This window comes from Leucobacter allii (assembly GCF_022919155.1).
In the GTDB taxonomy this organism is placed as follows: Bacteria; Actinomycetota; Actinomycetes; order Actinomycetales; family Microbacteriaceae; genus Leucobacter; species Leucobacter allii.
The window spans coordinates 475,588-502,164 of record NZ_CP095045.1; the positions used below are offsets into that span (position 1 = coordinate 475,588).

19 protein-coding genes and 1 tRNA gene are annotated in these 26,577 nt (G+C 73.2%); 17 read left to right on the forward strand and 3 right to left on the reverse strand.

Going from position 1 to position 26,577, the window contains the following annotated elements; all coding sequences use genetic code 11:
• Positions 1-18 precede the first annotated feature (18 nt).
• The 14 genes from MUN78_RS02080 to MUN78_RS02145 all read left to right on the forward strand — a co-directional run bounded on the left by MUN78_RS02080 (position 19) and on the right by MUN78_RS02145 (position 19,989).
• Entirely contained in the window at positions 19-879 is an 861-nt protein-coding gene (locus MUN78_RS02080) for a nitrilase-related carbon-nitrogen hydrolase (protein WP_244692789.1), read from the forward strand.
• Positions 880-1,010: 131 nt separating this feature from the next.
• Positions 1,011-1,083, forward strand: a tRNA-Trp gene (locus MUN78_RS02085).
• 52 nt (positions 1,084-1,135) lie between these two features.
• On the forward strand, positions 1,136-1,411 hold the full coding sequence (gene secE / locus MUN78_RS02090) for a preprotein translocase subunit SecE (RefSeq protein WP_244692790.1): 276 nt from the start codon (positions 1,136-1,138) through the stop codon (positions 1,409-1,411).
• 40 nt (positions 1,412-1,451) lie between these two features.
• Positions 1,452-2,255 carry a transcription termination/antitermination protein NusG gene (gene nusG, locus MUN78_RS02095; RefSeq protein ID WP_244692791.1) on the forward strand — a complete coding sequence of 268 codons (804 nt, stop codon included), beginning with the start codon at positions 1,452-1,454 and terminating at the stop codon, positions 2,253-2,255.
• Between the two features lie 263 nt (positions 2,256-2,518).
• Positions 2,519-2,947, forward strand: a complete 429-nt coding sequence (rplK, locus tag MUN78_RS02100) for a 50S ribosomal protein L11 (protein WP_130110495.1) — start codon at positions 2,519-2,521, stop codon at positions 2,945-2,947.
• A gap of 11 nt (positions 2,948-2,958) precedes the next feature.
• Entirely contained in the window at positions 2,959-3,648 is a 690-nt protein-coding gene (gene rplA / locus MUN78_RS02105; protein ID WP_244692793.1) for a 50S ribosomal protein L1, read from the forward strand.
• Positions 3,649-3,807: 159 nt separating this feature from the next.
• On the forward strand, positions 3,808-4,974 hold the full coding sequence (locus tag MUN78_RS02110) for a serine/threonine-protein kinase (protein ID WP_244728467.1): 1,167 nt from the start codon (positions 3,808-3,810) through the stop codon (positions 4,972-4,974).
• Complete coding sequence (locus MUN78_RS02115; protein ID WP_244728469.1) at positions 4,971-10,976, forward strand: Ig-like domain-containing protein; 6,006 nt, start codon at positions 4,971-4,973, stop codon at positions 10,974-10,976. The genes MUN78_RS02110 and MUN78_RS02115 overlap by 4 nt, the downstream gene beginning before the upstream one ends.
• A gap of 46 nt (positions 10,977-11,022) precedes the next feature.
• Positions 11,023-12,015: an AAA family ATPase gene (locus tag MUN78_RS02120; protein ID WP_244728470.1), complete on the forward strand. Its 993-nt coding sequence runs from the start codon at positions 11,023-11,025 to the stop codon at positions 12,013-12,015.
• Complete coding sequence (locus tag MUN78_RS02125; protein ID WP_244728472.1) at positions 12,012-13,382, forward strand: DUF58 domain-containing protein; 1,371 nt, start codon at positions 12,012-12,014, stop codon at positions 13,380-13,382. Before MUN78_RS02120 ends, MUN78_RS02125 begins: the two co-directional genes overlap by 4 nt.
• The gene (locus MUN78_RS02130; RefSeq protein WP_244728474.1) at positions 13,379-15,961 is read left to right on the forward strand and encodes a transglutaminase domain-containing protein; all 2,583 of its coding nucleotides are present in this window, start codon (positions 13,379-13,381) and stop codon (positions 15,959-15,961) included. The genes MUN78_RS02125 and MUN78_RS02130 overlap by 4 nt, the downstream gene beginning before the upstream one ends.
• Positions 15,945-16,754: a PP2C family protein-serine/threonine phosphatase gene (locus tag MUN78_RS02135; RefSeq protein ID WP_244728475.1), complete on the forward strand. Its 810-nt coding sequence runs from the start codon at positions 15,945-15,947 to the stop codon at positions 16,752-16,754. Before MUN78_RS02130 ends, MUN78_RS02135 begins: the two co-directional genes overlap by 17 nt.
• Positions 16,754-17,824, forward strand: coding sequence for an MSCRAMM family adhesin (locus tag MUN78_RS02140; protein WP_244728476.1), 1,071 nt, complete (start codon positions 16,754-16,756; stop codon positions 17,822-17,824). The genes MUN78_RS02135 and MUN78_RS02140 overlap by 1 nt, the downstream gene beginning before the upstream one ends.
• 104 nt (positions 17,825-17,928) lie before the next feature.
• Entirely contained in the window at positions 17,929-19,989 is a 2,061-nt protein-coding gene (locus MUN78_RS02145) for a DUF5684 domain-containing protein (protein ID WP_244728478.1), read from the forward strand.
• A gap of 506 nt (positions 19,990-20,495) precedes the next feature.
• Here MUN78_RS02145 and MUN78_RS02150 read toward each other — a convergent pair.
• Positions 20,496-21,431, reverse strand: a complete 936-nt coding sequence (locus tag MUN78_RS02150) for an ornithine cyclodeaminase family protein (protein ID WP_244728479.1) — start codon at positions 21,429-21,431, stop codon at positions 20,496-20,498.
• Positions 21,432-21,905: 474 nt separating this feature from the next.
• Here MUN78_RS02150 and MUN78_RS02155 point away from each other — a divergent pair, with 474 nt between their 5' ends.
• Both MUN78_RS02155 and MUN78_RS02160 read left to right on the forward strand, forming a co-directional pair.
• The gene (locus MUN78_RS02155; RefSeq protein ID WP_244692803.1) at positions 21,906-22,622 is read left to right on the forward strand and encodes an endonuclease/exonuclease/phosphatase family protein; all 717 of its coding nucleotides are present in this window, start codon (positions 21,906-21,908) and stop codon (positions 22,620-22,622) included.
• A gap of 151 nt (positions 22,623-22,773) precedes the next feature.
• The gene (locus MUN78_RS02160) at positions 22,774-23,661 is read left to right on the forward strand and encodes a lytic transglycosylase domain-containing protein (RefSeq protein ID WP_244728481.1); all 888 of its coding nucleotides are present in this window, start codon (positions 22,774-22,776) and stop codon (positions 23,659-23,661) included.
• A 13-nt stretch (positions 23,662-23,674) separates the two neighbouring features.
• Here the strand turns inward: MUN78_RS02160 and MUN78_RS02165 are convergent, their stop codons facing one another.
• Together MUN78_RS02165 and MUN78_RS02170 are read right to left on the reverse strand one after the other, a co-directional pair.
• The gene (locus MUN78_RS02165) at positions 23,675-24,406 is read right to left on the reverse strand and encodes a phosphonatase-like hydrolase (protein ID WP_244728483.1); all 732 of its coding nucleotides are present in this window, start codon (positions 24,404-24,406) and stop codon (positions 23,675-23,677) included.
• The gene (locus MUN78_RS02170) at positions 24,403-25,212 is read right to left on the reverse strand and encodes a GntR family transcriptional regulator (RefSeq protein ID WP_244692806.1); all 810 of its coding nucleotides are present in this window, start codon (positions 25,210-25,212) and stop codon (positions 24,403-24,405) included. Before MUN78_RS02170 ends, MUN78_RS02165 begins: the two co-directional genes overlap by 4 nt.
• Before the next feature lie 164 nt (positions 25,213-25,376).
• Here MUN78_RS02170 and MUN78_RS02175 point away from each other — a divergent pair, with 164 nt between their 5' ends.
• Positions 25,377-26,576 carry a TIGR03364 family FAD-dependent oxidoreductase gene (locus MUN78_RS02175; protein WP_244728485.1) on the forward strand — a complete coding sequence of 400 codons (1,200 nt, stop codon included), beginning with the start codon at positions 25,377-25,379 and terminating at the stop codon, positions 26,574-26,576.
• Position 26,577 lies beyond the last annotated feature (1 nt).

A 26,577-nucleotide genomic window follows, 5' to 3' on the forward strand; every position in this document is an offset into this window, starting at 1 on the left:
GAGAGGCGGCTCAGACGAATGAATCAGCAGAACGGCACGGGCGACGGGATCACGATCGCGTGCGCGCAGATCGATCCTCAGATCGGTGACATCGAGGGAAACATCGACCGCTGCGAGGTCGCGATCCGCGGCGCGGCGGAACGCGGCGCCGACGTCGTCGTGCTCCCGGAGTGCGCGAGCGGCGGATGGGCCTTCGCCGATCGCGGGGAGTCGGAGCGCGCGGCGCAGCGGCTCGAGGGCGGGCCGACGATCGCCGCCTGGCAGCGCCTGGCATCGGAGCTCGGCATCTGGGTGTGCGGGGGCTTCGGCGAGCTGACCGCGGATGGCGGGCTCTTCAATAGTTCGGCGCTCATCGCGCCGGACGGCGTGAAGGGCCTCTACCGCAAGGTGCATCTGTGGAACACGGAGAACCTGGCGTTCGATCCGGGCGATCTGGGGTACCCGGTGGTCTCCACCCCCTTCGGCCGCGTGGGGATGCTGATCTGCTACGACGCCTGGATCCCCGAGAGCTTCCGCAGCCTGGCCGTGAAGGGCGCCGATCTGGTGCTCGCGCCGAGCGACTGGGTGCCGAACCCGCGGCAGCCGGCCGATGTGCCGCCGCTCGCGCACATCATGGTCATGGCGGGCGCGCACAGCAACCAGCTGTACGTCGCCGCAGCGAGCCGGTGGGGGAACGAGCGCGGGCAGCAGTTCATCGGGCGCAGCGTCATCGCCGATCACTCCGGCTGGCTCCTCGCCGACGCCGGATCGGGCGAAGAGGTCATCACCGCGGTGATCGATCCCGTCGGGAGCCGGTCTGATCGCAGGAACGATCCGTTCAACCGTCCGCTCGGCGATCGGAGGGTCTCGCAATACGATCTCGGCGAGGTCGTCTCATGAGGCGACGTTCCCGGGGATGCGCCCGGTTCGACACGGGCCGCCGCATCGCGTAGAGTGTTCCTCGGTAGTTGACTTCTGCCAGAATTTCCTATGCCCGAAGGCGCAGGGAGCGCGAGGGGTCGATGCACCATAGGGCGGTGGCGCAATTGGTAGCGCAGCGGTCTCCAAAACCGCAGGTTGCAGGTTCGAGTCCTGTCCGCCCTGCCGATCCGGCCCGGTGCCCAGCACCGGGCCGGGCAGAGGAAAGGACGGGCGATTGAGCAGCAGTGAAGTCGAGGAGAGCGGCGGCGGCCTGGTCGAGCGCGCCAAGGCGGATCGTGCGGCCAAGCGCAATTGGTTCAGCCGGATCGTGCTCTTCATCCAGCAGGTCATCGCCGAGCTGAAGAAGGTCGTCACCCCGACCCGCAAGGAGCTCATCAACTACACCCTGGTCGTGATCGCCTTCGTGCTGATCATGATGGCGCTCGTGTGGGTGCTCGATCAGGCCTTCGGCTGGGTGACCGTGTTCGTCTTCGGCACGCCGGCCGCATAGCGCCCCGGCGCCCCACATCACGCAAGGAAACGAAGAAGAGATGACGAGCGAGAACAGCAACACCCCCGAGGCCGACCTCGACGCGGCGCTCGACGCGCTGGTGCAGTCGGTCGACCCGGTCGCCGACGCCGCCGTCGAAGACGCGCTCGAGATCGACAACGCGGAGGAGGCGGAGGCCGCCGCCAACGCGATCGTCGACGAGGAGTCCGAGGACGAGACGGAGTCCGCCGAGGATCCCTACAAGGCCTTCAAGAAGGATCTGCGCCGCCGCCCGGGCAAGTGGTTCGTGATCCACACCTACGCCGGCTACGAGCGCAAGGTGAAGTCGAACCTCTGGAACCGTCGCGAGACGATGGGCGCGGTCGACGACATCTTCGAGATCCAGGTCCCCATGGAAGAGGTCATGGAGGTCAAGAACGGCCAGCGCAAGATGGTCACCCGCGTCCGGATTCCCGGCTACGTGCTCGTTCGCATGCACCTCAACGAGACCACCTGGTCCGTCGTGCGCCACACGCCTGGCGTGACCGGCTTCGTGGGCAACGCCCACAACCCCGTCCCGCTGCGCCTCAACGAGGCGTTCGAGATGCTCAAGAGCACGGTCGAGCTCGAGCCCGCCGCCACGGCGAAGGGCAAGGCGGCCGCGACCGCCGCCGCGCAGGGCAATGTCGAGATCGATTTCGAGATCGGCGAGACCATCACCATCAAGTCCGGCTCCTTCGAGGGGCTGCCCGGCACGATCAGCGAGATCAACCCCGCGAGCGGCAAGCTCACGGTGCTCGTCTCGCTCTTCGAGCGCGAGACCCCGGTCGAGCTCGGTTTCGACCAGGTCACCAAGATGGTCTGAGTCGCCCGTCGACCCGCACGTCACGCAGGGCCCCGCGCATCGCGCGGGGCCCTGCGTCGTTTCGCGCGGGGCTGCGGTCCTCCGCCTCGGCAGCGGGCGGTGGCGCGTCCGCCCGCGGACTCGCGCGAAACCGAACGATCGGCTAGACTTACCTGGTTTGCGTCTCGCGCGCCTCGGCGTGCGCGATGGAGACGGTACCGCGATCCGGATCGGCCGGATGCGCGGGAGAACGGGGATCCCCCGTTCGTCGAGAGGAGACAATCATGGCAAAGGCCAAGAAGGTCACCGGTCTGATCAAGCTTCAGATCGCGGCCGGCGCCGCCAACCCCGCACCCCCCGTGGGTCCTGCGCTGGGTCAGCACGGCGTCAACATCATGGAGTTCTGCAAGGCGTACAACGCCGCGACGGAGTCACAGCGCGGCAACATCGTCCCGGTGGAGATCACGGTCTACGAGGATCGCTCGTTCGACTTCGTGCTCAAGACCCCGCCGGCAGCCGAGCTGCTGAAGAAGGCCGCCGGCGTCCAGAAGGGCTCCGGCACCCCGCACACCGTCAAGGTGGCGAAGGTCACCGCCGAGCAGGTCCGCCAGATCGCCGAGCAGAAGCAGGCCGATCTGAACGCGAACGACCTCGACGCGGCGTCGAAGATCATCGCGGGCACCGCTCGCTCCATGGGCATCACGGTCGAGTAAGGGCAACGGACATGGCACAGAAGTCGAAGGCGTACCGCGCCGCTGCCGCCAAGATCGAGGCAGACAAGTTCTACACTCCCGCCGAGGCCGTCGCCCTGGCGAAGGAGACCGGCTCCACGAAGACCGACGCGACCGTCGAGGTCGCCGTCAAGCTCGGCGTGGACCCCCGCAAGGCGGACCAGATGGTCCGCGGCACCGTCAACCTGCCCCACGGCACCGGCAAGACCGCGCGCGTCATCGTGTTCGCGGTGGGCCCGGCCGCCGAGGCCGCGCTCGCGGCGGGTGCCGACGAGGTCGGCGGCGACGAGCTGATCGAGAAGGTGGCCGCCGGCTACACCGATTTCGATTCGGCCGTCTCCACCCCCGAGCTCATGGGCAAGGTCGGTCGTCTGGGCAAGGTGCTCGGCCCCCGCGGCCTGATGCCGAACCCGAAGACCGGCACCGTGACCCCGGACCCGGCCAAGGCCGTGACCGAGATCAAGGGCGGCAAGATCGAGTTCCGCGTCGACAAGCACGCCAACGTGCACTTCATCGTCGGCAAGGCCTCCTTCTCGGCCGAGCAGCTCACCGACAACATCACCTCGGTGCTCGAGGAGATCTCGCGTCTGAAGCCGTCCTCGGCCAAGGGCAAGTACGTGCAGAAGGGCGCCGTTTCGACGACCTTCGGCCCGGGCATCCCGCTCGACGTCGCCGGCCTCTGAGCCGACGACGTCGTCTCGCGGATCCCGAACGACCCGCGGCATCCCGCATGACCCCCTCCCGCCCCGCGCAGGAGGGGGTCTTGCGCGTCCGGGCCCTCCGCGACGCGGCTACACTGGTGTGCATGTCCGCAGCGCTCGCACGTCCGCAGCGGCGGGTCCGTGGCTAGGTCGGCAGCGGCGAGCCCGCCGCTGATCGCCGGTCTCAGCTACGTGCGCCCGCTCGGCTCGGGCGGCTTCGCGCAGGTCTTCCTCTACGAGCAGGACATGCCCCGCCGCGTCGTCGCCGTGAAGGTGCTCGATCGCGTGCAGGAGGTGCACGGCGCCGCGCCGGGCGCCGACGCCTCCGATCCGGCCTCGGATCCGCGGATCGCCTTCGAGAGCGAGGCGGACGTGATGGCGCGGTTGAGCAGCCACCCGTCCATCCTCTCGATCTACCAGGCCAGCATCTCCCTCGACGGTCGACCGTATCTCGCGATGGAGTTCTGCCCGGAGTCCATGGGCGCCCGCACGAAGGGGAGCCCCGCCGAACTCGCCGTCGTGCTCGACGCCGGGGTGCGCATCGCCGGAGCGCTCGAGACGGCGCATCGCGCCGGCGTGCTGCATCGCGACATCAAGCCGTCGAACGTGCTCATCACGACGCTGGGCAAACCCGTGCTCGCGGACTTCGGGATCGCGCGCGCCGGGCACGCGCCGCAGAGCGAGGCGCAGAATCTCGCGATGTCGATTCCGTGGTCGGCGCCCGAGGTGGTGCAGCTCGACAGCTCCGGATCGGTGGCGAGCGAGGTGTGGTCGCTCGGCGCGACCCTCTACTCCTTCGCCGCCGGCCACTCCCCGTTCGAACAGCACGACCGGGCGCAGAACTCGCGGGCGAAGCTGACCGAACGGATCGCGCGGGCCGTCTATCGGCCGATCCCCGGGGCGCGGGGCTACGAGCCCTTCGACGCCGTGCTCGGTCGCGCCCTGAGCAAGGATCCCGCCGCGCGCTTCGCATCGATGGCGGAGTTCGGGGAGGTGCTGCAGGGGCTCCAGCGGCTCTACGGCTACGACGTGACGCCGCTCGAGGTCGTCGCGGAGTCCTGGCTGCCGCGCAGCGCCGAGGTCGCCGCGGGATCCCGCGGCCCGGTGATGAGCACCGTCCGCCGGTCCTCGCGCTCCGAGGCGCGCGCCGAGCTCCTCGCGCAGCGCCGCGGCACCGATGAGGACGGGCTGCTCCTCGACCGACCGGCCTCGCCCCTGCGCTCCGGCCTCATCGGCGCCGGCGCTGCCGTCGCGGTGCTCGCCGGCATCGCGGCGGTCGTCTGGGCGTTCACCGGCGGTGCCGGATGAGCGCGGCACGGCGGAACGCGGCGCGCGCGCCGGGCGGACGCGGGCTGCGGCTCTGGATCGCCGGAGCCGTCTCCTGCGCGCTCATCGCGACGATCGCGGTCGTCGCGGCGGGCTACGACGCCCGCGAGACGCCCCGTGAGGAGCCGGGGGTCTGGGTGGCGCGCGAGTCGGGGCAGTACGCCAGGGTGAACACCGACACGGGCGAGCTCGACGTGGTCCGACGGGCGACCGAACCGAGCGGCGTGCTGCAGAGCGGGGAGAACGGCGTCGTGCTCTCGGGCGGCAACGGCAAGGCCTGGGCGATCGACCCCGCGGATCCCGTGGACCTCGGCGAGGACGAGGAGGACGAGGACGCCGCGGCGGAGGACACGGGCGAGGTCGCGACGGTCTCCGCGACGGAACCCGGGAGCGGCGGCGCGGGGACCGCGGCCATCCGCATGCCGGAGGGCGCCCGCGAGGTGCTGAGCGCGGGGCGCTTCGTCGCGGTGCGCACCGAGGCCGGCGCGGTCTACCTCGGCGAGCTGGAGGGCGACGAGCGCGCGTCAGGTGCCCTCGCGAGCGCCGACGATGTCGCCGCCCGGCTCTCCTCGCTGCTCCGGATCGAGCCGGCCGTCGACCGCCCGGAGGCATCCGACGATGTCGCCGCCGAGACACCCGCACCGGAGGCCGCGGAGTACGCGGCGACGGCCATCGCGCTCGCGGAGGACGGCCGGCTCGCGATGTACTCCTCCGAGGAGGACGCGGTGCGCAGCTACGACGCGATCCGCGGCGAGTTCGTCGGCGACGCCTCCCCGGTGCCGGGCCGCGCGATCGAGGAGCCGCAGCTCGCGCTCATCGGCGACGCGTGGGTCCTGCTCGACGCGGAGTCGGGATCGCTGCGGCGGCAGGGCGCCGACGCCGTCGCTCTGGAGATCGAGGGCGCGCCGCTGCTGCAGGCGAGCAGCGCGGGCGATGCGGACGCCCCGGCGCTCGTCGCCGACTCCGCCGGCCTGCTGAGCATCGCGGCGGACGGCGAGGTCTCGCGGCTCGTCTCGGCGAACGGGGCGCCCGCGCGGCCCGCGAGCGTCGGCGGCACGAGCTACGCGGCCTGGGTCGGCGCAGGATCGGGCACCCTGTGGAGCTCCGACGGCGGTGAGCGCCCGCTCGCCGTCGACGACGCCGCCGAGGACTCGGGGGATCCGCAACCGGTGTTCCGGTCGAACGGCGCCCGCGCCGTGCTCGTCGAGACCCGCACCGGCATGATCTGGACGCTGCCGGACGGCGAGGCGATCCCGCTCTCGCAGTGGTCGATCTCCGATCCGCCGAAGGAGGCGCAGGGCACGGTCGTCGTCGACGAGGTCACCGAGCAGGTCGCCCCCACCGCGGTCGACGACGCCTTCGGCGTGCGGCCGGGCGAGACCGTGTCCCTGCCCGTGCTGCTCAACGACTTCGATGCGAACAAGCGCGACGTGCTCACGATCGCGCCGGACTCGCTGTCCGAGAGCCCGCTCCCCGAGGGCTTCGGCCGGCTCGGTCTGCTCTCCGACGCCCAGTCCCTCACGGTACGGGTCGATCCCGACGCGAGCGGCACGGCCACCTTCCGCTACCGCGTCACCGACGGCGCGCTGGAGTCCGCCTCGGCCACGGTGACGCTGACGGTCGCCGACGACGCGACGAACACGGCGCCGGCCTGGTGCCCCGTCGAGGGGTGCCAGCGCGAGTGGCGCGTGCCCGCGATGGCGCCGGGCGGCACGCTCGTCGTCCCCGTGCTCGACGGCTGGGTCGACCCCGAGGGCGATGTGCTCACCCTCGCCGACGCGGCCGCCGTGCGCGCCGACGATCCGGTGCGCGCACTCGTGACCGCCGACGGCAAGCTCGCGATCCGCCACACGGACCCGAACGCCGGCGCCTCTGAGGCCGCCGTGATGGTCACGGTGCGCGACTCGCGCGGCGAGGAGACCGCGCGCGAGCTGCAGATCTCGGTCGAACCGGACGCGCAGCCCGAGTACACGGCGAGCGCGACGACCATCGGGGTGGGGGAGACGGCGAAACTCGCGCCGCTCGAGCGGGTCGCCGGCGGCTCGGGCTCCTACGCGCTCGTCGACGCGACGGTGCAGAGCGGACCCGTCACCGCCGCGGCGCGGACCGCGACCGGCGCGATCCAGGTGAGCGCCGATGCGGCGGGCACCTCCACCCTCTCCGTCGTCATCCGCGACACGGTGACGGGCGGCGAGGTGACCGGGCAGCTGCGCGTCACGGCCGCGCCGTCGGGCGCGCCGCTCGAGCTGCCGCCGCTGCGGGCCTTCGTGCGACCGCTCGCGGATGCCACCGTCGAGGTGCTCTCCGCAGTGCCGAGCGCCGCCACCCGGGCGCTCGCGGTCTCCGAGGCGGAGGTCGCGGACGGCGCGCTGAGCGCCGAGGTCATCGACCACGCGCAGCTGCGCGTGTCGGGTGCGACCGCCGACGGCGGGCCGGGCAGGATCGGCGCCGTCGACGTCACCGTCTCCGAGGGCGACGCGACGACGACCGGGCGGCTCACGGTCTTCCAGGTGCCCGACACGAACGCGGACGGCGCCATCGCGGTGCCCGACGCGGCCACGGTGCGCACGGGCTCCGTCGTGGACGTGCGGGTGCTCGACAACGACGTCGCGGGACCGGGCGAGCGGCTCGTGCTCCACCCCGACGTCGTCGGCTCGGGGGCCGCCGGTGAGCTCGCCTTCGCCTCGGGCAACGTGCTCCGCTACGTCGCGCCGGATGAGCCCGGCACGTACCGGCTGAGCTACACCGCCTACGGCGCGAGCGATCCCACGAAGAGCGACGTCGGCTCCGTCGTCGTCGAGGTGCTCGCCGGCGGGGCCAATCGCGAGCCGCAGCCGACGACCCTCACGGCGCGCGTCAGCGCCGGATCCACGGCCGAGCTCGGTGTCCCGCTCTCGGGCGTCGACCCCGACGGGGACCGCGTGCGCCTCGTCTCGGTCACGGCGAGCGAGCAGGCGGGCCTCACCGCGGCCATCGGGGCCTCGGGGACGGGGATCACGGTGACGGCGGCCGACACGATGGAGCCGGGCGTGACGCGACTCGGGTACACGGTCCGCGATCCCTACGGCGGCTCCGGAACCGGTTCCCTGAACGTCATCGTGCTGCCCGGCGACGCCGCGACCGGCGCCCCCGTGGTCTCGACCGACTACGTGCGCGTCACCCCCGACGGGGATCCCGCGGTCGTCCGCCCGCTCGAGAACGACGTCGACCCCGCGGCGGGCGCGCTGTCGGTTATGTCGGTCGTGCCGAACGTGGTCGGCGGCTCCGACAGTGCGGAGTACCGCGCGCTCGCGGAGCGGCTCGATCTCGAGGACATGGAGCGGGGCGTCGTGCGGATCACCCCGGGCCCGGACATCGGCACCGTCTCCTACACCTACACCGTGCGCTCGGCAGCGACCTCGAGCACCGCGGACGGTCTCATCGTGGTGCAGACCTCCGAGCGGGTCGGCGTGCAGGCCCCGAGCGCGTCGGACACCGTCCTCAACGTGCGCGACCGCGCCGCGCTCGAGGCGGGCGGCGTCGACGTCGTCACCGACAAGGTGCGCTGGACCACGGGCGACGCCTCGCAACTCGAGCTGTCGCTGTGGGAGTCGGGAGCTTCGGGGTACGAAGTGTCGGGATCGCGCATCTCGGGCGACTACCGGCCCGAGGGCGACACCGTGATCTTCCGGCTGCAGGGGGAGGACTCCGCGGGTACCGAGGTGTCGACCTTCGGCCTGCTCGTGATCCCGCCGCTCGACGAGCTCAGGCTCTCGCTGAAGCCGCGCATCGACCCGCTGCAGGTCGACGAGGACGCCGCCGTCGAGGCGCGCGTGCGCGATCTCGTGGAGCTCGGCCCGGGCGACGAGATCGAGGTGCGCAGCGGCAGCTACCAGACCGGGCGCGCGCAGGCGAGCTGCACCTCGACCTCCGCCGGCTCCTTCCGCTACACGGCGGGCACGGAGGCGCCCTGGTCCGACGTCTGCGTCGTCGAGGCGCGGCTCGTCGGCCAGAAGCAGTGGACCGCGCTGCCGGTCCCCGTGGCCATCCGGCCCGATTCCCCGACGGTCGAGGCGAAGACGCTCACCCGCACCGTCGCCCCCGGCGCCACGGAGCAGATCGACCTCGCGGACATGGTGTCCTGGGAGGGGGATCGCGAGGGCAGCATGAGCGAGCTGCGGTACGCCGTGAGCGGCGGCGGCTCGCTGTTCGAGGTGAGCCAGCGCGGCGGCGCCTCGGTGTCCGTCACGGCCCGCGCCGACGGGGCACCCGGCAGCGAGGAGCAGCTCACGGTGGAGGTGAGCGGCGCCGGCACCGCGAAGGCCGCGCTCACGCTCCGCGTCGGCCAGGCGGCGCAGGATCTGCCCCGCGGCGGCACCGCGGCCCTGCGATGCACGGTGGGCGACCCCTGCCAGACCCGGGTGATCGGGCTCGCCGGCGAGCACGACCCCTACGCCGGGAAGGCGGGAGGCGGGCTCGAGGTGACCGCGGTCGACGGTTCGGGCTGCGCCGTGGCCTCCTTCTCGGTCTCGGGGAACTCCGAGGTGGCGGCGCGCTGGGCCGATGCGGCGAGCGTCGGAGGCACGTGCACGGTCGGCTTCACCGTGCGCGACGCTCAGGGCCGCACCGGCACGGGGTCGATCGAGTTCGACGCGCTCGGCCTGCCGTCCGCACCGAGCATCGCGCAGACCGGCTACACGGACACGAGCGCGAGCTTCACGGTGACGCTCGGCGGCGGTTCGCATCCGGCGGTCTCCGGGGTGGACCTCAGCGGCGGCGGCTCGACGAGCTGCTCGGCCGCCGGGCCGACGACCTTCAGCTGCGTCGCCACGGGGCTCCGCAACGGCGAGAAGCACGAGTTCACCGCGCGCTCCCGCAACGCCGTCGGCGACTCGCAGCCCTCGAACCCCGTGACGGCCTGGGCGTACCGGGCCCCGGCTGCCCCGACAGTGACGGTGACTCCAGTCGAGTGGAAGAACAACGACAATCCCGACATCGGCCGGGTTCGCGTTGAAATCACTGGTGGTGATGATGTGAGTCAGTTCCAGCTGACTACAGACCAGGGACGAAGCGAGACACTTAACGGTTCCAGCGCAGAGAGCACTTTCGAAGCCAAATCCGGGCAAGTGTCTGTCACAGTCACTCCGGTGACACGCTTCGAAGTGCCAAATATCGGCACTGGTGCTGCCACGGGCGGCGCAGCGACCGTGATCGGCACGGTGTATGGCGCGCCGCGTCTGACGACAGCAACACTCACGAGCCTGGGGAACAATTCAGCGGAAGTGAGCTACGAAGGGGACCGCGGGGGCGTCGTCACTGCGAGCTATGCCCTGAGTAAACCGTTCGGGGCTCCTCCGAGCAACTGCTCAGCTGGAAGCGGAGTGTTCGACGGCCTCAAGACGTTCCGGAGCTACACAGGGAAAGTCTGTCTGACGAGTGCATACGGAAAGAGCAGCAAGGAGACCAACATCGTGATCGTCGGTGGGCCCCTTTCTGCGCCGAGAGTTACCTACACCATCTCGCCCACCCCGACCACCGACGCTACGAGCGCGCACTACACGCTCGCCGGCGAACCGATCGTCGAGAATAAGCCGGACAGCACAAAGCTGACCTATAGCAACACGGGGAACCAGAACTTCTCCATCGATGCGGCCACGCCGACTCCCATCACCGTGAAGCAATGCACAACGGGAGGTGATCAAGTCTGCTCAGATGATGCAGCAGTGAACTGGGTCAACGCCCCGAATCCCGTCGACGTCTCGCTCGCCAATCACGCGTGTTACACGGATGAGAATGCCTCCATGACGCAGGCAGAGCTCCTTGGGTTCTTCCAGATCTCGAGCGCGGCGCAAGGAAGTGCGACGGTCACCGTCGGCACCCCCGACAGCGCGACGCAGCAGGTCCCGATGACGATCAGCTGGACGGGGCACTTCTCGGGTCTTCAAGCTGTGACCTTGAATTTCTGTTACACGCCGCCGGAGCCGGAACCGCCCACGACCCCCTGACCGCTCGCCCCGCACCGATCCCGCACGACCCCCGACGAAGGAAACCATGACCGAACAGCTGCAGGCCGCGCCCACCGTCATCACGCCGGAGCAGGCGCAGTGGGTGTCCCAGGTCTTCTCGACGACGGCGGACGCCGTGGAGCAGGTGATCCACGGCAAGCGCCGCGTGGTCGAGCTCGTCATCGCGTGCGTGCTCGCCGACGGCCACGTGCTGCTCGAGGACGTGCCGGGCACAGGCAAGACGGCCCTCGCGCGGGCGCTCGGCGAGGTGATCCAGGGCACGAGCTCCCGCGTGCAGTTCACCCCCGATCTGCTCCCCGGCGACATCACCGGAGTGACCGTGTTCGACCAGAAGGCTGGCGCCTTCGAGTTCCATCCCGGCCCGATCTTCGCGAACGTCGTGCTCGCCGACGAGATCAACCGGGCGAGCCCGAAGACCCAGTCCGCGCTGCTCGAGGTCATGGAGGAGGGGCGCGTCACGGTCGACGGCACCTCGCACGACGTCGGCAGCCCCTTCCTCGTCATCGCCACGCAGAACCCCGTCGAGCAGGCGGGCACCTACCGTCTGCCCGAGGCGCAGCTCGACCGCTTCATGGCGAAGACCTCGATCGGCTACCCGGACGAGGCGGCCATGGTGCGGATCCTGCAGGGCGATCGCCGCACCCGCGCCCCGCTCGCCCCCGTTGTCACGACCGCCATGATCACGCAGGCGCAGGACCTGGTGACCCGGGTGCACGTCAGCCCGCTCGTCGCGGACTACGCGGTGCGCATCGTCGAGGCGACCCGTCGCGCGAGCGAGGTGCGCCTCGGCGCGAGCGTGCGCGGCGCGCTCGCGCTCGTGCGACTCGCCTCCGCATGGGCGACCGCCCACGGTCGCCACTACGTCACCCCCGACGACGTGCGCGACCTCGCGCTGCCCGTCCTCGCCCACCGCCTCGTCCTGGAGCCGGAGGCGGAGTTCGACGGCGTTACCGCCGGCCAGGTGCTCGGTCAGATCCTGCTCGACGTCGCCGCCCCCCGGGAGAACGGCACCGCGTGAGCATCGACACCTCCCGTGCGCCGGTGTCCCACACGGGCACCGGCAGCCGAGGCACGGGCTCGCGCCTCGGCGAGTCCACCCGCGGCACCGGGCGCGCCGGCGCGGTCGGCCGGCGGCGCCGCGTGCGCCGCTGGTGGCGCCGCAACCGGCGGCAGCTGCGCCGCTCGTGGCGGCGGGTGCGGGAGACGGTCACCCCGACCGGCGCCTTCGTGATCGGGGTGGGCGCCCTCTCGGCCGTGCTCGGCGCCGCGTTCGGCTGGGTGGAGGCGTGGTTCGTGTGCATCGCCTTCGCCGTGCTCCTCCTCGTCGGCCTGCCGTTCCTGCTCGGCTCGCGCGCCTATCTCATCCGGCTCTCGGTCGACCGGCTGCGCGTGGTCGAGGGCGGCCGCGTGGCCCTCTCCGTCGACATCGAGAACGCCAGTGCTCGGCCGGCGCTGCCCGCGTCGGCCGAGCTCCCGGTCGGCGAAGCGCTCCGCGAGCTCCCCGTGCCCTTCATCGGCCCGCACGGCAGCGCCCGGATCCCGGTCGAGATCGCGGCGCCCGCGCGCGGCGTCATCGAGGTCGGCCCGCTCACCCTCGCCCGCCGCGACCCGCTCGGGCTCGTACGCCGCGAGATCACCTGGCGCGACCGGCACCTCGTCCACGTGCACCCCCGAACGGTGCTGCTGCCGCCCGGCTCCGCCGGGCTCGTGCGCGACCTCGAGGGTTCCTCCAGCCGACGGCTGACGGACTCCGACCTGTCCTTCCACGCGGTGCGCGAGTACGTGCCGGGAGACGCGCTGCGGCACGTCCACTGGAAGTCGACGGCCAAGACCGGAACGCTCATGGTGCGGCAGTACGAGGAATCGCAGACGGCCCGTGCCGCGATCCTCTTCGATGCGGACCGGGCCGGCTACGCGAGCGACGCCGAGTTCGAGCTCGCCGTGAGCTGCGCGGCCTCGCTCGGCCTGCAGGCCGTCCGCGAGGGTCGCGAGCGGTTCATCGCCTCGCAGTGGGCCCCGGGCCGCATCCGGCCGGCGATCGATGGCCTCGAGGAGCTCCCCTCGCAGACGCCGACGCAGCTCCTCGACGCCTGGTCGGAACTGGAGGTCGCCGAGGAGGGCGCCCTGCCGATCGAACTGCTGGCCCGCGGTCTCGCCGAATCCCGGCGTCCGCTCTCCGTCGTCTTCCTCGTGACCGGCGCGATCCCCGATCCGGCGCGCCTGCGCCGGGCCGCGGTCAGCTTCCCGGAGGACGTGCGCGTGCTCGTGGTGCGCTGCGAGGAGCTCGCCGAGCCGAGCGTCCGGCTCGTGGACGCGTGCACCGTCTTCACGGTCGGGGCGCTCGGCGACCTGCCGCAGCTCATGATCCGGGCGGGCCTCGCATGAGCCGCTCGCTCGATTCCCGAGGCGACTCCCGCAGCGACGCGCGCGGACGACGCGCGCGCGCGGAGGGGCCGGCTCCCGCGCTCAGCGCCGGTGCGGCGCTGCTCGGCGCCGTGGCGGCGTCGGCCGGTGCGCTGTCCGCGTGGCCGATCTACGAGATCCCCCGCGTCTGGCTCATCGCGGGCCTCGCCTGGGCCGCGGGGATCGGGATCGTCTGGCTCGGAGCGCGCCTGCGCTGGGGGGCGCTCACCCTCGTCGCGCTCCTCGCGGCCTTCGTGCTCGGGATCGTGCCGCTCGCCGTCCCCGGAGCGCTCGCCACGGGCGGGCCGCTCCCGCCGGCCCTCGCCCGCGGCCTCGGCGACGCCCTCGCCGCGGTCGCCCTCGGCTGGAAGCAGCTGCTCACCCTCACGCTCCCGGTCGCGAGCTACCAGGCGACCCTCGTGCCCTACACGGTCGTCGTGTTCGCCGCGACGGCGATGCTCGCCTGGCTGGCTCTGCGCGGCGGACGGATCGCGCCGTTCGCGGCGGTGCCGGCGCTCGCCCCCGTCGCCTTCGGGGTCGTCTTCGGCGCCTCGCGGGTGAGCGAGCCGCTCGGCCTCGGCCCGTTCTCGATCCCGGCGCCGCGCGAGCTCGCCGCGTGGGTGGTCGTCTGCGTCGCCGGTGCCCTGTGGGTCGCCTGGTCCTCGGGCATCTCGCGCCGCGCTGCGCTCCGGCTCGGGCGCCGCAGCACGATCGACGGCGACGCCGCATCGGCCGGGGGCCGGCGGCGGCCCCGCGCGATCCGCGCGGCGAGCGCCCTGCTCACCGTGCTCGTCGCCGGCGGTGTGGGGCTCGCCGTCGTTCCGCTCGTGGACGACGAGCGCGCTGTGCCCCGCGATCGCGTCGATCCTGAGCTCGTGGTGGCGAACCAGACGAGCCCCTTCGCCGGGTACCGGGGATGGAAGCGCGACGCGGCGTTCGACGCTCCCGTGTTCTCCGTCTCCGCGCCCTCCGGCGGCGAGCTGCCCGGCAGGCTCCGCATGGCCGTGCTCGACGCCTACGACGGCGTCGACTTCTTCGTGAGCCCGGGGGCCGCCGGCCTCTTCACCCGCTTCCCCAGCGGCGATCCGGGGGATCGGCAGACGACCGTGCACCTCGCATTCGCCGACGCCTACGACGGCATCTGGCTGCCGATCTCGCCGCCGCTCGCCGAGCCCCCGCGCTTCTCTGGCCCCCGCGCCGACGCCCTCGCCGACGCGTTCTACGTGAACCGCACGACCGGCGCGGCGATCGCGGTGCCGGAGGGGGCCGGCGTGGCCGCGGGCGATGCGTTCACCGCCTCGATGGGCCTCGGCGCCGAGGAGGAGCTCACCGCCGAGCCGGCGAGCGCGGACGCGCTCATCGATCTCGAGGCGATGCCCGAGCTCGGCCACTGGCTCGCCGCACAGCAGCTGCCGGATACCGCAGAGGGGCTCAGCGAGGCCGTCGAGCGGCTGCGCGAACGCGGCTACCTCAGCCACTCCCTCACCGACGGCGAGGGGGAGCGGGCCTGGTTCGACGCCCTCGAGGCCCAGTACGGCTCCACCTTCGTCACGAGCGCCGGCGGGCACTCCATCGCGCGCATCGAGCAGCTGTTCGAGCAGCTGAACGATCAGGAGCGCGCCGCGGGGGACACCCGGGACACGCGCGCCCTCGTCGCGGGGATCGGCGACGACGAGCAGTTCGCCGCGGCGGCGGCGCTTCTCGCGCGCGCGATGGGGTACGACTCCCGCGTCGTGCTCGGCGTCCGCCTCGGCGACGCGGAGGAGGACGGGGTCCCCGGGGTACCGGCGTGCGCCGAGGAGTGCACGGGCGCCAATCTCGCGGCCTGGGTCGAGGTCAGCGGGGCCGACGGCGCCTGGATCCCGATCGACGCGAGCCCGCAGGTCGAGATCCCGCCGAGCGCGCTCGATCGCGGTGAGCAGCTGCCGGAGTTCCCCACGCTCCCGGAGGAGCACGACGCCGACGAGGCGGACCCGCCGGCGGGGGCCACGAGCGACACGAACGACCGCAGCGACGATCCGGCCGAGGACGCGCTCTGGGCGCTGTGGCCGATCCTGCGGGTCGTGGGGCTCTCCCTGCTCGCGCTGCTGCTCCTCGCGCTGCCGATCTGCTTCCTGCCCGTCGCGAAACGGATCCGCCGGCGGCGGCGGCGTCGGGCGGCCGCCGATGAGGTCCGGGCGCTCGGCGCCTGGGACGAGCTCGTCGACGGCTATGCCGATTCGGGGCGGCGACCGCGCGCGAACGCCGGGCGCCGCGACGCCGCCGATGAGCTCGGTGCGCCCGCTGGGAACCGGATTGCCGCTACGGTGGATCGTGCCGTGTACGCGCGCGAGGGCATCGACCCGGGCGACGTCGACGAGCTCTGGCGGCTCGTCGACGAGGCCCTGGCCGCCCGGAGGGCGGAGCTCGGATGGTGGGGGCGCCTGCGCTCCCGCTTCTCCCTGCACTCGCTCATTCCGGGGCATCGCGTCTGGCGCAGCAGGATGCGCGCCGGACGGCGCCGAACAGTCTCCGGGGGGAGCCGAATGGGAAGGGGAGCGGAACATGGTACGGCACACTGAGCCCGAGCTGAGCTTCGCCGTCCGCAGCGACGTCGGCCGACGGCGCGAGGTGAACGAGGATGCGGCGCTCGCCGCGTTCCCCTGCTTCCTCGTCGCCGACGGCATGGGCGGGCACGAGGCGGGAGACGAGGCGAGCGCCGCGGCAATCGCGGCCTTCACGGAGGCGGTGGAGCCGGGGCGGCCGGCCACCGTCAAGGAGGCGCTCGCGGCGATCGACGCCGCACGTCACGCCGTCGACCTCGTCGCCGCGTCCAAGGATCGCGGCGCCGGCTGCACGCTCACCGGCGCGGTGCTCGTGCAGCACCAGGACGAGCTGTGCTGGCTCGTGGTGAACGTCGGGGATTCCCGCGTCTACCTGCACCGCGGCGCCGAGCTCCACCAGATCACGGTCGACCACTCCCTCCGCGACGAGCTCATCGCCGGAGGGGAATGGGACGAGAGCCGACTGCCCGGCCGCAACGTCATCTCCCGCGCGCTCGGCTCCGTGGACAGCACGCCGGACACCTGGCTGCTCCCCGTCGAAGACGGCGCGCGGCTGCTCATCTGCTCGGATGGGCTCACCACGGAGGTCGGGGACGATCAGCTCAGGGCCGCGCTCACGATGGGGGGTCGTGCGGAGGCCGTCGTGGACGAGCTCGTGCTGCGCGCGAACGACGCGGGCGGCCGCGACAATGTCACCGTGCTCGTGGTCGATGTGCTCTCCGGCGGGCGCCCGTGGCACGTCGGATCGGGCACGGGATCGGCCACGCTCGACGATTCGACGCTGACGGCGACCGTGCCGAGGCGGGCGTGATGAGCGAGCGGCCCGACGACGGGACCCCCGGGGCGGCGGACGCCGACCCGGAGGCCACGGTCGTCGTGCCGCGACGGGTCGCGGCGCCGGTTGGCGTCCCCGATCCGGATCCCGTCCGGGACATCGTGCCGGATCCGGGCTCCGACCCGGACCCGGATCGCACCGCGGCGGTGCGGCGTCACGAGTCCGCCGCGCACCGGCATTCCGATCCGGATCCCGATCCGGATCGGACCGTCGCCGTGCGCCGCGACGGGGCCGCTGCGCAGCCGGATCCGGATCCGGACCGCACGGTGTCGGTGCGGCGGGCGGAGCGAGTCGCGGAACCCGCTGCGGATGCCGACTCCGATCCGGATCGCACGATCGCCGTGCGTCGAACGGAATCCGGTGAGGCGGACCCGGACCGCACCGTCGCGGTGCGTCGCGCGGGACCGGGCGCGGATCCCGATTCGGAGGCCGATGCCGATCGTACGGTCGCGGTGCATCGCGCGGATCCCGCCGAGGCGGATCCGGATCGCACGGTCGCGGTGCATCGCGCGGATCCCGCCGATCCTGATCGCACCGTCGCCGTGCGCCGTGACGGAGCGCCCACACCCGCGGGATCGGGCGCGACGGTCGACATCCCGAAGCTCCGCACCCCGCTGTCGACCCGCGACCGCCGGACGGCGTCCTCGAGCCGGAACCCGGCGCCGCCCGTCGCCGATCCCGACCTCGACGGGCTCCCGCCGGAGCTCGTGGCGCGCATGTTCAAGTCCCCGCTCGACAAGCGACGCCGGATCCCGAAGGCGCCGACGCCCGCTCCCGAGCACGCGCAGCCGCGCGGGGGCGTCGCGCAGGGACTCCCGATCGTCTCCGCGACGCGGTTCGGTGCGAGCCGACCGCTCCCGATCGCCGAGCCGATCGGCGAACCGCCGCTCGCTCGCGAGCAGCCGGAGACGGCCCCCCGCAGCGGTCTCCGCTCCACGCAGCGCGCCAATCGCCGCTTCGGCGTGGCGGTGCTCGGGGGCTTCGCGGCGACGGTGCTCGTCTCGCTCGCGGGTCTCGGTCTGATCGCCCGCGCACTGCTCGGCTGAGTGCTGGGCGCATCATAGGATTCCCCGCTCTTTGCCTTGCAGGCGGCGACGGTTTATCGTTGCAGAGTTGATATGAACCTCCCAGCGCCGTAAAGCAGGAACACATGACTGAGAACACACTGGGTCCGGCCCTCTTCGCGATGGTCGGCATCTGGTCGCTCGTCGGGCTCGCCTTCTACCTCTGGTACCTCTGGGCGCTCTCCCGGCTGTTCCCGCGGATCGGCCTGCCGTCCGGGTGGGGATGGATCCCCGTCTGGAACCAGTGGCAGCTGGTCCAGCGCGCCGGGCTGCCCGGCTGGGTGGTCGTGCTCGGCTTCGTGCCGCTGCTCGGGATCGTGGTCTTCGTCGTGTCCGTGATGGCGATCCACCGCCTGAACTCCGAGTACGGCAAGGGCGCGGGCTTCACCGTGCTCGGCGCGCTGCTGCCGCCCGTGTGGGCGATGCTGCTCTCCAATGCGATCGACGATCAGAATGCGGCGTACCACGGACGCGAACCCAAGTTCGCGGGCACCGACGCCCCGGCCCCGGGGTACGCGCGATCGTCCGGGAACGCGCCGACCGGTCAGCAGCCGATCGTCGCAGGCGCCGCGGCGCCCGGATACCCGGCCGCCTATCCGCCGGCCGCCGCGCCGGGGCAGGCCGTTCCGCCGCAGGCCGCGCCGGCCGCCCCGACGCAGCCCGCGCGCCCCTCCTATGCGCCGCAGACCGGATGGGGTGCGCAGCAGGCCCAGGCCGGGATGGCCGGGGCCCCGGCGGCGCCCATCCCCGCCGCACCGCCTGCGGCACATCCGGCGACGCCGCAGGCCCCGGCTGGACCGCAGGCGCCGGCTGGGCCGGCCATGCCGCAGGCGCCGCAGTACGCGCAGCCCCAGCCTCCGGTGGCGCCCCAGGCTCCCGGCTTTCCGCCGCAGCAGGCTCCCGGAGCGCCGGTGTCGGCGCAGGCCCCGGCTCCGCTCGGGCAGCCCGCTGCGCAGCCCGCCGTGCAACCCGAGAACGATTGGGGCTTCAGCCGGACGACCGAGGGCGCCTACGCGCGCCTGGCGGCCGAGGGCGCACCCCAGCGCCAGGACGCGCCGCTCGGCGCCGTTCCGCCGCAGCAGCCCTTCTCCTGGCCCGAGCCGCAGCCGGCCCCTGCGGCCCCTGCGGCCCCGGCCGAGCCGCTCGTGCTCCCGAGCGCCGAGGCCGGCGCACCGGCTCCGGCCCAGGCCGTCGCGCCCGACCACTCCGTCGCGCCCGAGCCGTCCGTCGCGGCTGAGCCCTTCGGTGCGCCTGAGTCGTCCGTTGCCGCCGGGCATTCGGGGGTGCCGGAGGCGTCCAGCATCGCCGAATCGGCCGTGGCCGCCGAGGCGATGCCCGACGCCTTCGCCCCCGATGCTGCACCGCAGGCTGTCCCCGGCGCGGCTCACGCGCCAGCCGCGCCTGCAGATCCGGCGCCGCGGGACGCCGCCGGATCGATGCCGGCCGAGCCGGCTCCCGGATCCGGCACGCCCGAACCCTCCGCTGCACCCGCCCCGCACGCCGAGCCCACCGCAGCACCCGCCGCCGATGCGGTGACCGGCGCCGCGGCACCCGCCGGTGCGGGAGCTTTCACCGCGATGTCAGCCGGCGCGGTCGTTTCCGAAGCCTCGGCCCCGGCGATCCCGGAGCCGTCGATCTTCGACACCGGCGCCCAGCGCGCTGCCGCCCCCGCACCGAATGCGGCACCGCAGAGCGATCCCGACGCCGCCCCCGCCAGCCATCCGACGGGCGCGATGCAGTCCGCGGATGCGCAGGGGCACGCCGCGCGGCCCTCGGGCATCCCGGTCGGGGGAGACGATTCCGATCGCACCGTCGTCGTGCAGCGCCGCGTCCGCTGGGGCGTCGAGCTGCCCGACGGCGAGGTGCTCGAACTGCGGGGCGACGATGTCATCGTCGGGCGGAAGCCCGCGACGGAGGAGGGCACGGTCGCGCTGCAGATCCCCGATCCGACGCGCACCGTGTCGAAGTCGCACGCGCGGCTGCGTCGCACCGGTGAGGTCTGGACGATCGAGGATCTGCACTCCACGAACGGCGTCTCGACGATCGACGGCGGGGATCCCGAGCCGATCGAGCCGGGCCGCGAGGTGCCCGCGACCGAGCAGCTCGTGATCGGCACGCTCCGAGTGTCGCTCCGCCGTATCGACTGACCAGCGTCGAAGATCCGGGTCACTGCGGCAGGGTCGTGCTCCAGTTGACCGTGCCGCAGTGACCCGGATCCCGCTCCCGTGGGGTCGGATCGGGGGTTGGACCGGGGTCGGGATGCCTATCCCGGACCGGGTCGAGTTCGGAGCTTGGAACTCCTGCCGGGGCATCGAACCTCCTGGTGACTGAATCCGGATGGGATCCGGGTCACTGCGGCAGGGTCGTCTTCTCGCTGACCGTGCCGCGGCGACCCGGATTGGGGGAGCGGAGCCGGGTATCAGGAGAATGAGCCCCGGATCTGGGGAGCAGATCGCGGATCGCGAGATGCGATCCGCGAGGAGCTCTCGCCCGTTTCACCCCGGCCTCAAGTATTCGGGTCATTGCGGCAGGGTCGTTCTCTCGCTGACCGTGCCGCAGCGACCCGGATCGAGGGAGCCGAAAAGGGGACCAGGAGAGCGGGCCCCGGATCGGGGGAGCGGACAGTGACGGGCGGCCTGCGACCCCGAAGACCTCAGCGTTCGCCGGGCGCGGAGACGCCGGCGGCGACCGCGAGGTCCTGCCATGACATCCCCGTACCCTTGAACACGTTCGGACGGTCGTTCGCGCGCATCATCTCGCCTCGCACGAGCGGGGCGAGGCCGCGCAGATCCCGAGCGCGGACGGCGCCCTCGTCGACCGCGAGGATCACGTCCCCCGCCTCGCGCATGGCGGTCGCGGCGTCCTCGACGACGACGAGCGATCGCGCGAGCAGCGCGGCCGGGAGCTCGCGGCGGTCGGGCTCGTGCGAACCGATCGCCGCGACGCAGCTGCCGTCGCGCACGAGCTCCTCGGCGAAGAGCGGTTCCGCCGCCGAGGTCGCGCAGATCACGATGTCCGCCTCGGCGACGTCGTCCGTCGCACCCGCTACGGCCGGCAGTCCCCGATCCGCCAGCGCTGCCAGGGCCGCGTCACGGCGCCGCGGATCCCGCCCCACGAGGCGCACGTCCCGGAGCTCGCGGATCCGGCCGATCGCCTCGGCGTGCGCGATCGCCTGCGGTCCGGTGCCGAACACGACGAGGCGCGCGGCGTCCGGCGCGGCGAGGCGGTCGCATGCGACGGCCGTCGTGGCCGGCGTGCGCAGCGCCGTGAGCGCCGATCCCTCGATGAGCAGCCTCGGGGTCAGCGTCTCGGCATCCATGAGCAAGTAGAGGGCCTGGATGCGCGGGAGGCCGCGCTCCGGGTTCGCGGGTGCCACGGAGGCCACTTTGACCCCGACGCGGTCGCCGAGCGTCGAGGGCATGAGGAGCAGGTGGCCCGCGCCGGCCACGGCGCTCGCACGCTCCGGATCGGTGGCGGGATCGAAGCCGTCCTGCAGGGCCTGCTCGATGAGGCGCCGCGCGCGCTCGGGATCGACCTGGCGGCGCAGTTCGGCGGCGTCGACGTAGGGGAGGGCGGCAGTCGCGCTCATCGGCGCCTCGCGGCCCGAGCGGCTGCGCACGCCGCGCTCCCGCGCGTGTGCGTGGGCGTGCGGGCGCAAGTGCATGCGTGCTGCGGGGTTTGGATCGGGTGCATCTCGTGGTTCCGATGGTGGGCGGGCGGCGGTCATTGCGGTCGAGCGCGGGACTCACGGGCGAGCCGGAGCGCGTCGGTCCGCTGCTCCGGACCGCTCTACCCACTGTAGATGGCGAGCCATCGCCCTGTAGACGGCGAGCCATCGCCCGCGCCGCCGACGCCGCGCCGAGGCGGGCACCCGGGCCGGTGGGCGCCCGGGCCGGCGCGCACCCGGACCGCGGGCACCCGGACCGTGCGCACCCGCCGGCACGGCGCATCGGTTCCGAGAACTCCCAGCCTCATCGCCGCGCGCGTCCAGCTCGTCCGGCATAGGGTGGATCCTGTCGGCCCCGGACAGGGGGCGCCCGAGAACCCCGAGGAGGGGCGCAGCATGAAGGTCATCAGCTACAACCTGCGCAAGAATCGCGCGGTCGCCGAGCTCGGCGCGCTCGCCGAGATGCACGGGGCCGACGTGCTCTGCCTGCAGGAGGCCGAAGCGGTCGCGCTGCCCGCGCGGCTCGGGCACATGCATCTCGTGCACGCGACCGAGCGCAATCGTCTCGGACTCGCCATGTACGTGCGCGACGAGCGCTTCCACGCCCGCACGGCGCACACGTTCCAGCTGAAGAAGTCGCTCCACGACCGCCTCCTCGCGCCCGCGCACGAGCGACTGCTCGGGGTGCGCATGCACGACGTCGAGACGGGCCGCGACCTCGTCGTCGCCTCCTTCCACGCGGCCCCGCTGACGGCGCTGAACTCCCTCCGCCGGCACCAGATCCACGCCGCTCTCGGCGAGCTCCGCGCGCTCGGGCCGGGGCTGCCCGCGCTCATGGTGGGCGACTACAACTATCCGGTGTTCAAGAACCGGCTCGACACCGAGATGCGCGATCGCGGGTACGAGCTGAGCCTCAGCGACAAGCGGACGTACACGCGCTACCGCATGTTCCGCGGTCACTTCGACTTCGCCACCTCGAGCGGGCTCGACATCGGCTGCGTGCGCACGCTCGATCGCGGACTGTCGGATCACCTGCCGATCCTCGTCGATGCGGAACTCTCGGCGCACACCGCGCCCGTCCCGAGCGACGTCGCCCAGCTGGCCGCGGCCTGAGCGCGGAGTCGGCTCGGCCCGCCGCGAGACCGGAGCGACCGTCGGGAGACCCGAGCGACCGTCGCGGCGCCGGAGCGACGGCGCCGATGTCGGATGGGCCGCGCGGCGAACCGGAGCGGATCGTGAGACGGGCCACGACCCGGGCCGCACCATGACCGGCCGAACTCAGCCGCGCCGCAGCTCGGCGCGGCGCGCGATCCTGCTCGCGATACTCGCGAGCGCGGGTGTCTGCGGGATCGCCGCGGCGGTGCTCGGGATCGCGAGCGCGACGACCCCCGCGGAGAGCGCGGCGACCCCCGCGGAGAGCGCGGCGACCCCCGCGGGGAGCGCGGCGGGCTCCGCGCCAGGGGGCGGAGCGGGCGAGACGGCGGCGTCGCGAGCACCGAGCGCCCCGACCCCGGAGGAATTCGACGGGGCGTCGGCCGCGGCGAAGGACGAGGCCGAGGGGTCGGCCCAGGGCCTCGCGGCCCGCGTCGATCCCGGCTGGCTCGTCGAGACCGCTGCCGCCACCGGGATCCCCGAGCGGGCGCTCGCGGCCTATGCGGGGGCCGCGCTCGGCGCGGAGACCGCGTTCCCCGGCTGCGGGATCGGTTGGAACACGCTCGCCGGCATCGGCTTCGTCGAATCCGAGCACGGCGGCATCGACGGCGCGGTGCTGGGCGCCGACGGCGTCGCGCGCCCGAGCATCATCGGTCCGGCCCTCGACGGTACGCGCTTCGACGCCATCCCCGACACCGACGGCGGCGCCGTCGACGGCGACGTGAGATGGGACCGCGCGGTCGGCCCGATGCAGTTCATCCCCGAGACGTGGGCGCACTACGGGCGCGACGGGAACGGCGACGGGAGCGTCGATGTGCACCAGATCGACGACGCCGCGCTCGGCGCGGCCACGATGCTCTGCGACGTGGGCGGCGATCTCGCGCTGCCGGAGAACTGGATCCGCGCGGTCGACGCCTACAATCCGAACCTCGCCTACAACAACGACGTCGCCGAGGCGGCGGAGGCCTATGCGGCGGATGCCGCCGCCGCGACCGGGTGATCGCGATCCGGTGTCAGCCGAGCCGCGCGATCCGCGCCGGGATCTCCGCGACCGACTCGAGCAGGGCCGTCGCCGGCTGGCCGGCGAAGTCCGCGCGATCCAGCTTCCCCGTGAGCACGCCGTAGCTCGCCGCGGCGCCGGAGTGGGCTCCGGCCTGCACATCGACGACGGTGTCCCCGGCGACGACGACCTCGGCGACGTCGAGCACGCCCGTGCGCTCCATCGCCCGGTGGATCATGTACGGGGCGGGCCTGCCGGCCGCGACCTCGTCGCCGCACACGAGCGCGTCGATCCGGAGCGCGGGCTCGCCGCCGTCCCCGCCGCGATCCTCCGCGCCGCCGTCCCCGCCGACGCTCCAATCGAGCTCGCGGAGGATCCCCTCGGCGACCTCGCGCGAGAAGCCGGTGGTCAGGGCCACCCGCACCCCGGCGTCGCGGAGCGCCGTGATCGCCTCGGGGACGCCCGCGATCGGGGTCGGCGGCTCGGCCGCGTAGCGCTCCGCGAGCAGGGCCCTGAATCGCGCGAAGGCGCGATCGACCGCATCGGCGGGTTCCGTCGGATCGCCCCCGCCGAGCTCGATGAGCGCGGTGATGGCAGCCCGCTTCTCGGCTCCCATCCAGCGCTGCAGATCCTCGGCGGCGACGGGTACGCCGGTCTCGACGACGGCCTGCTCGAGCGCGCGGTACACGGCGCCGCCGTCGTCGATGGTGGTACCGGCCATGTCGAAGACGGCGAGGGCGATCATGCGGGGCTCCTGGTGGGTCGGGGCGTGCGGGACTCGGGATCGTAGAGGCTGGGCGTCGCATTCGCCGCCTGCCGCGCGAACGGGGTGCGGTGCTCGGCGTTGTTCTCGACGATGAAGGTGGCCATGGAGGGCAGATAGCGGTCGTCGGCCGTCTCGATGACGGTCCCGGCCTCGTCGAAGGCCTGCCGCCGCACGCGCAGCAGCGGCGAACCGACCGGGATGTGTAACTGCTCGACCTCGAGCGGATGCGCCGCGATGGCGTCGATGACGTGCCTCGCACGCACCGGCACGACCCCGGAGTGCCTGAGGGTCTGGTAGATGCTGCCGCCGTCGAGATCGGCGCCGAGCAGCTGCCTGCCCACCTCGTAGGGGAACAGCGAGCGCTCGAGCATCGCCGGCTTGGCGTCGAGCGAGCGGACGCGGATGATCTCCACGATCGGCGCATCGGGGGCGATCTGCAGCTCGCGCGCGATCTCCTCCGTGGCGGGTCGGCGGCTCGCCTCGATGACCCGCTGCCCGGGCTCGAGCCCGAGCTCGCCCGCCCACTCCGTGAACGACATGAAGGTGTCGAACGATTGCGGAGGCGCGGTGCGCTGCACGCGCGGCGGCGCACCGCGGCCCCCGATGATCATGCCCTCGGTGCGCAGCGCCGCGAGCGCCTGCCGCACCGGCCCGCGCGACGTGCCGAACTCGGCGACGAGCGACTTCTCGCTCGGCACCCGGTCTCCGGGCTGCCAGACGCCGGAGTGGATGCGGCGCACCATCTCCGCGTACAGCTGCGCATGGAGCGGGGAGTTCTCGGTCATGCAGCCAGCCTAGGAGTTGTCATGACTTCTTCGGCCGACGAGCGATGGCCGGACGATGAACGTTCGGTGACGCCTCGGCGGCGGGTCGGTCGACCGGGTGAATGGTCGGCGAACGGCCGTGCGCGAAGTTGTATCGACAGCTTCGGGCCCCGCAGGATCGAACCATGAACCTCGCCTCCCCGCCCTCCCACGTCGTGATCGTCGGCGCCGGCATCGTCGGCCTCGGCCACGCGGTCGCCGCCCTCGACGCCGGGCACCGCGTCACGGTGCTCGAACAGGATGCCTCCGCCGTCCTCGCGAGCGTCCGCAACTTCGGGCACGTCGGCGCTTCCGTCCAGGCGGGCGAGCTCGCCGAGCTCGCCCGGGCCTCGCTGCAGATCTGGGAGTCGCTCGCCGAACGCGCGGGGGTCGAGGCGCGCCGCTCCGGCACGCTCGTCGTCGCGCGCAGCGAGACGGAGGCGGCGCTCCTCGACGCCTTCGTCGCCGAGCGCCGGGAGTCCGGCGCGCGCGCCGAGCTCGTGACGGGCGGCGCGGCGGCCACGATGCTGCACCTCGACGGCGCGGCGGCCGGCGCGGTGCGCGCCGGAGCCCTGCTGGCCGAGGACGTCACGGCGGATCCCCGCACCGCCGTCGCGCGCATCGCGGCCTGGGTCGGCGCGCACGAGCGCGGCGAGGTGCGCTTCCGCACCGCCGTGCACGGCGTCGAGGCCGCGGGCGACGGCGCGAGCGTGGCGACGAGCCGCGGGCGGATCCCCGCGGACCGCGTGGTCGTCGCCGCGGGCCACCTGCTCGGCAGGCTCTTCCCGGCAATCGCGGAGGCGGGGGAGCTGCGCGAGTGCGCCCTCCAGATGCTGCGGGTGCGGCCCCCGCGACCCATGGGGCTCGGCCCCGCCGTGCTCACCGGCACGTCCATGCTGCGCTACGGGGCGTTCGGCGGCCCCGGGCTGGCCGCGCTGCAGGCGGCGCTGCGGGCGGAGCTCGCCGCCGCGCGGCCGGAGCTCCTCGAGATCGATGCGAACGTCATGCTCACCCAGCAGGCGGACGGCACGCTGCTCGTCGGCGACTCGCACGCCGTCCACGATGCGGCGCCGCCGTTCCTCGACGAGCGCTGGTCGAGGATCCTGCACGACGAGGCGGCGGCGCTGCTCGGCGCGGACCGGCTCGACATCCTCGAACGGTGGCAGGGACTCTACGCGACGAGCGCTCGGCAGGACATCCTGCGCGAGGAGCCCCTTCCGGGCGTCACGGCGGTCTCGGTCACGACCGGCACGGGCATGACGGTCGGCCTCGGTCTCGGGGCGCGGACGGTCGCGTCCTGGGAAGGGGTAGAGGCGCGGCGGGCCGGCGATCCTGCCGGTCGCTGAT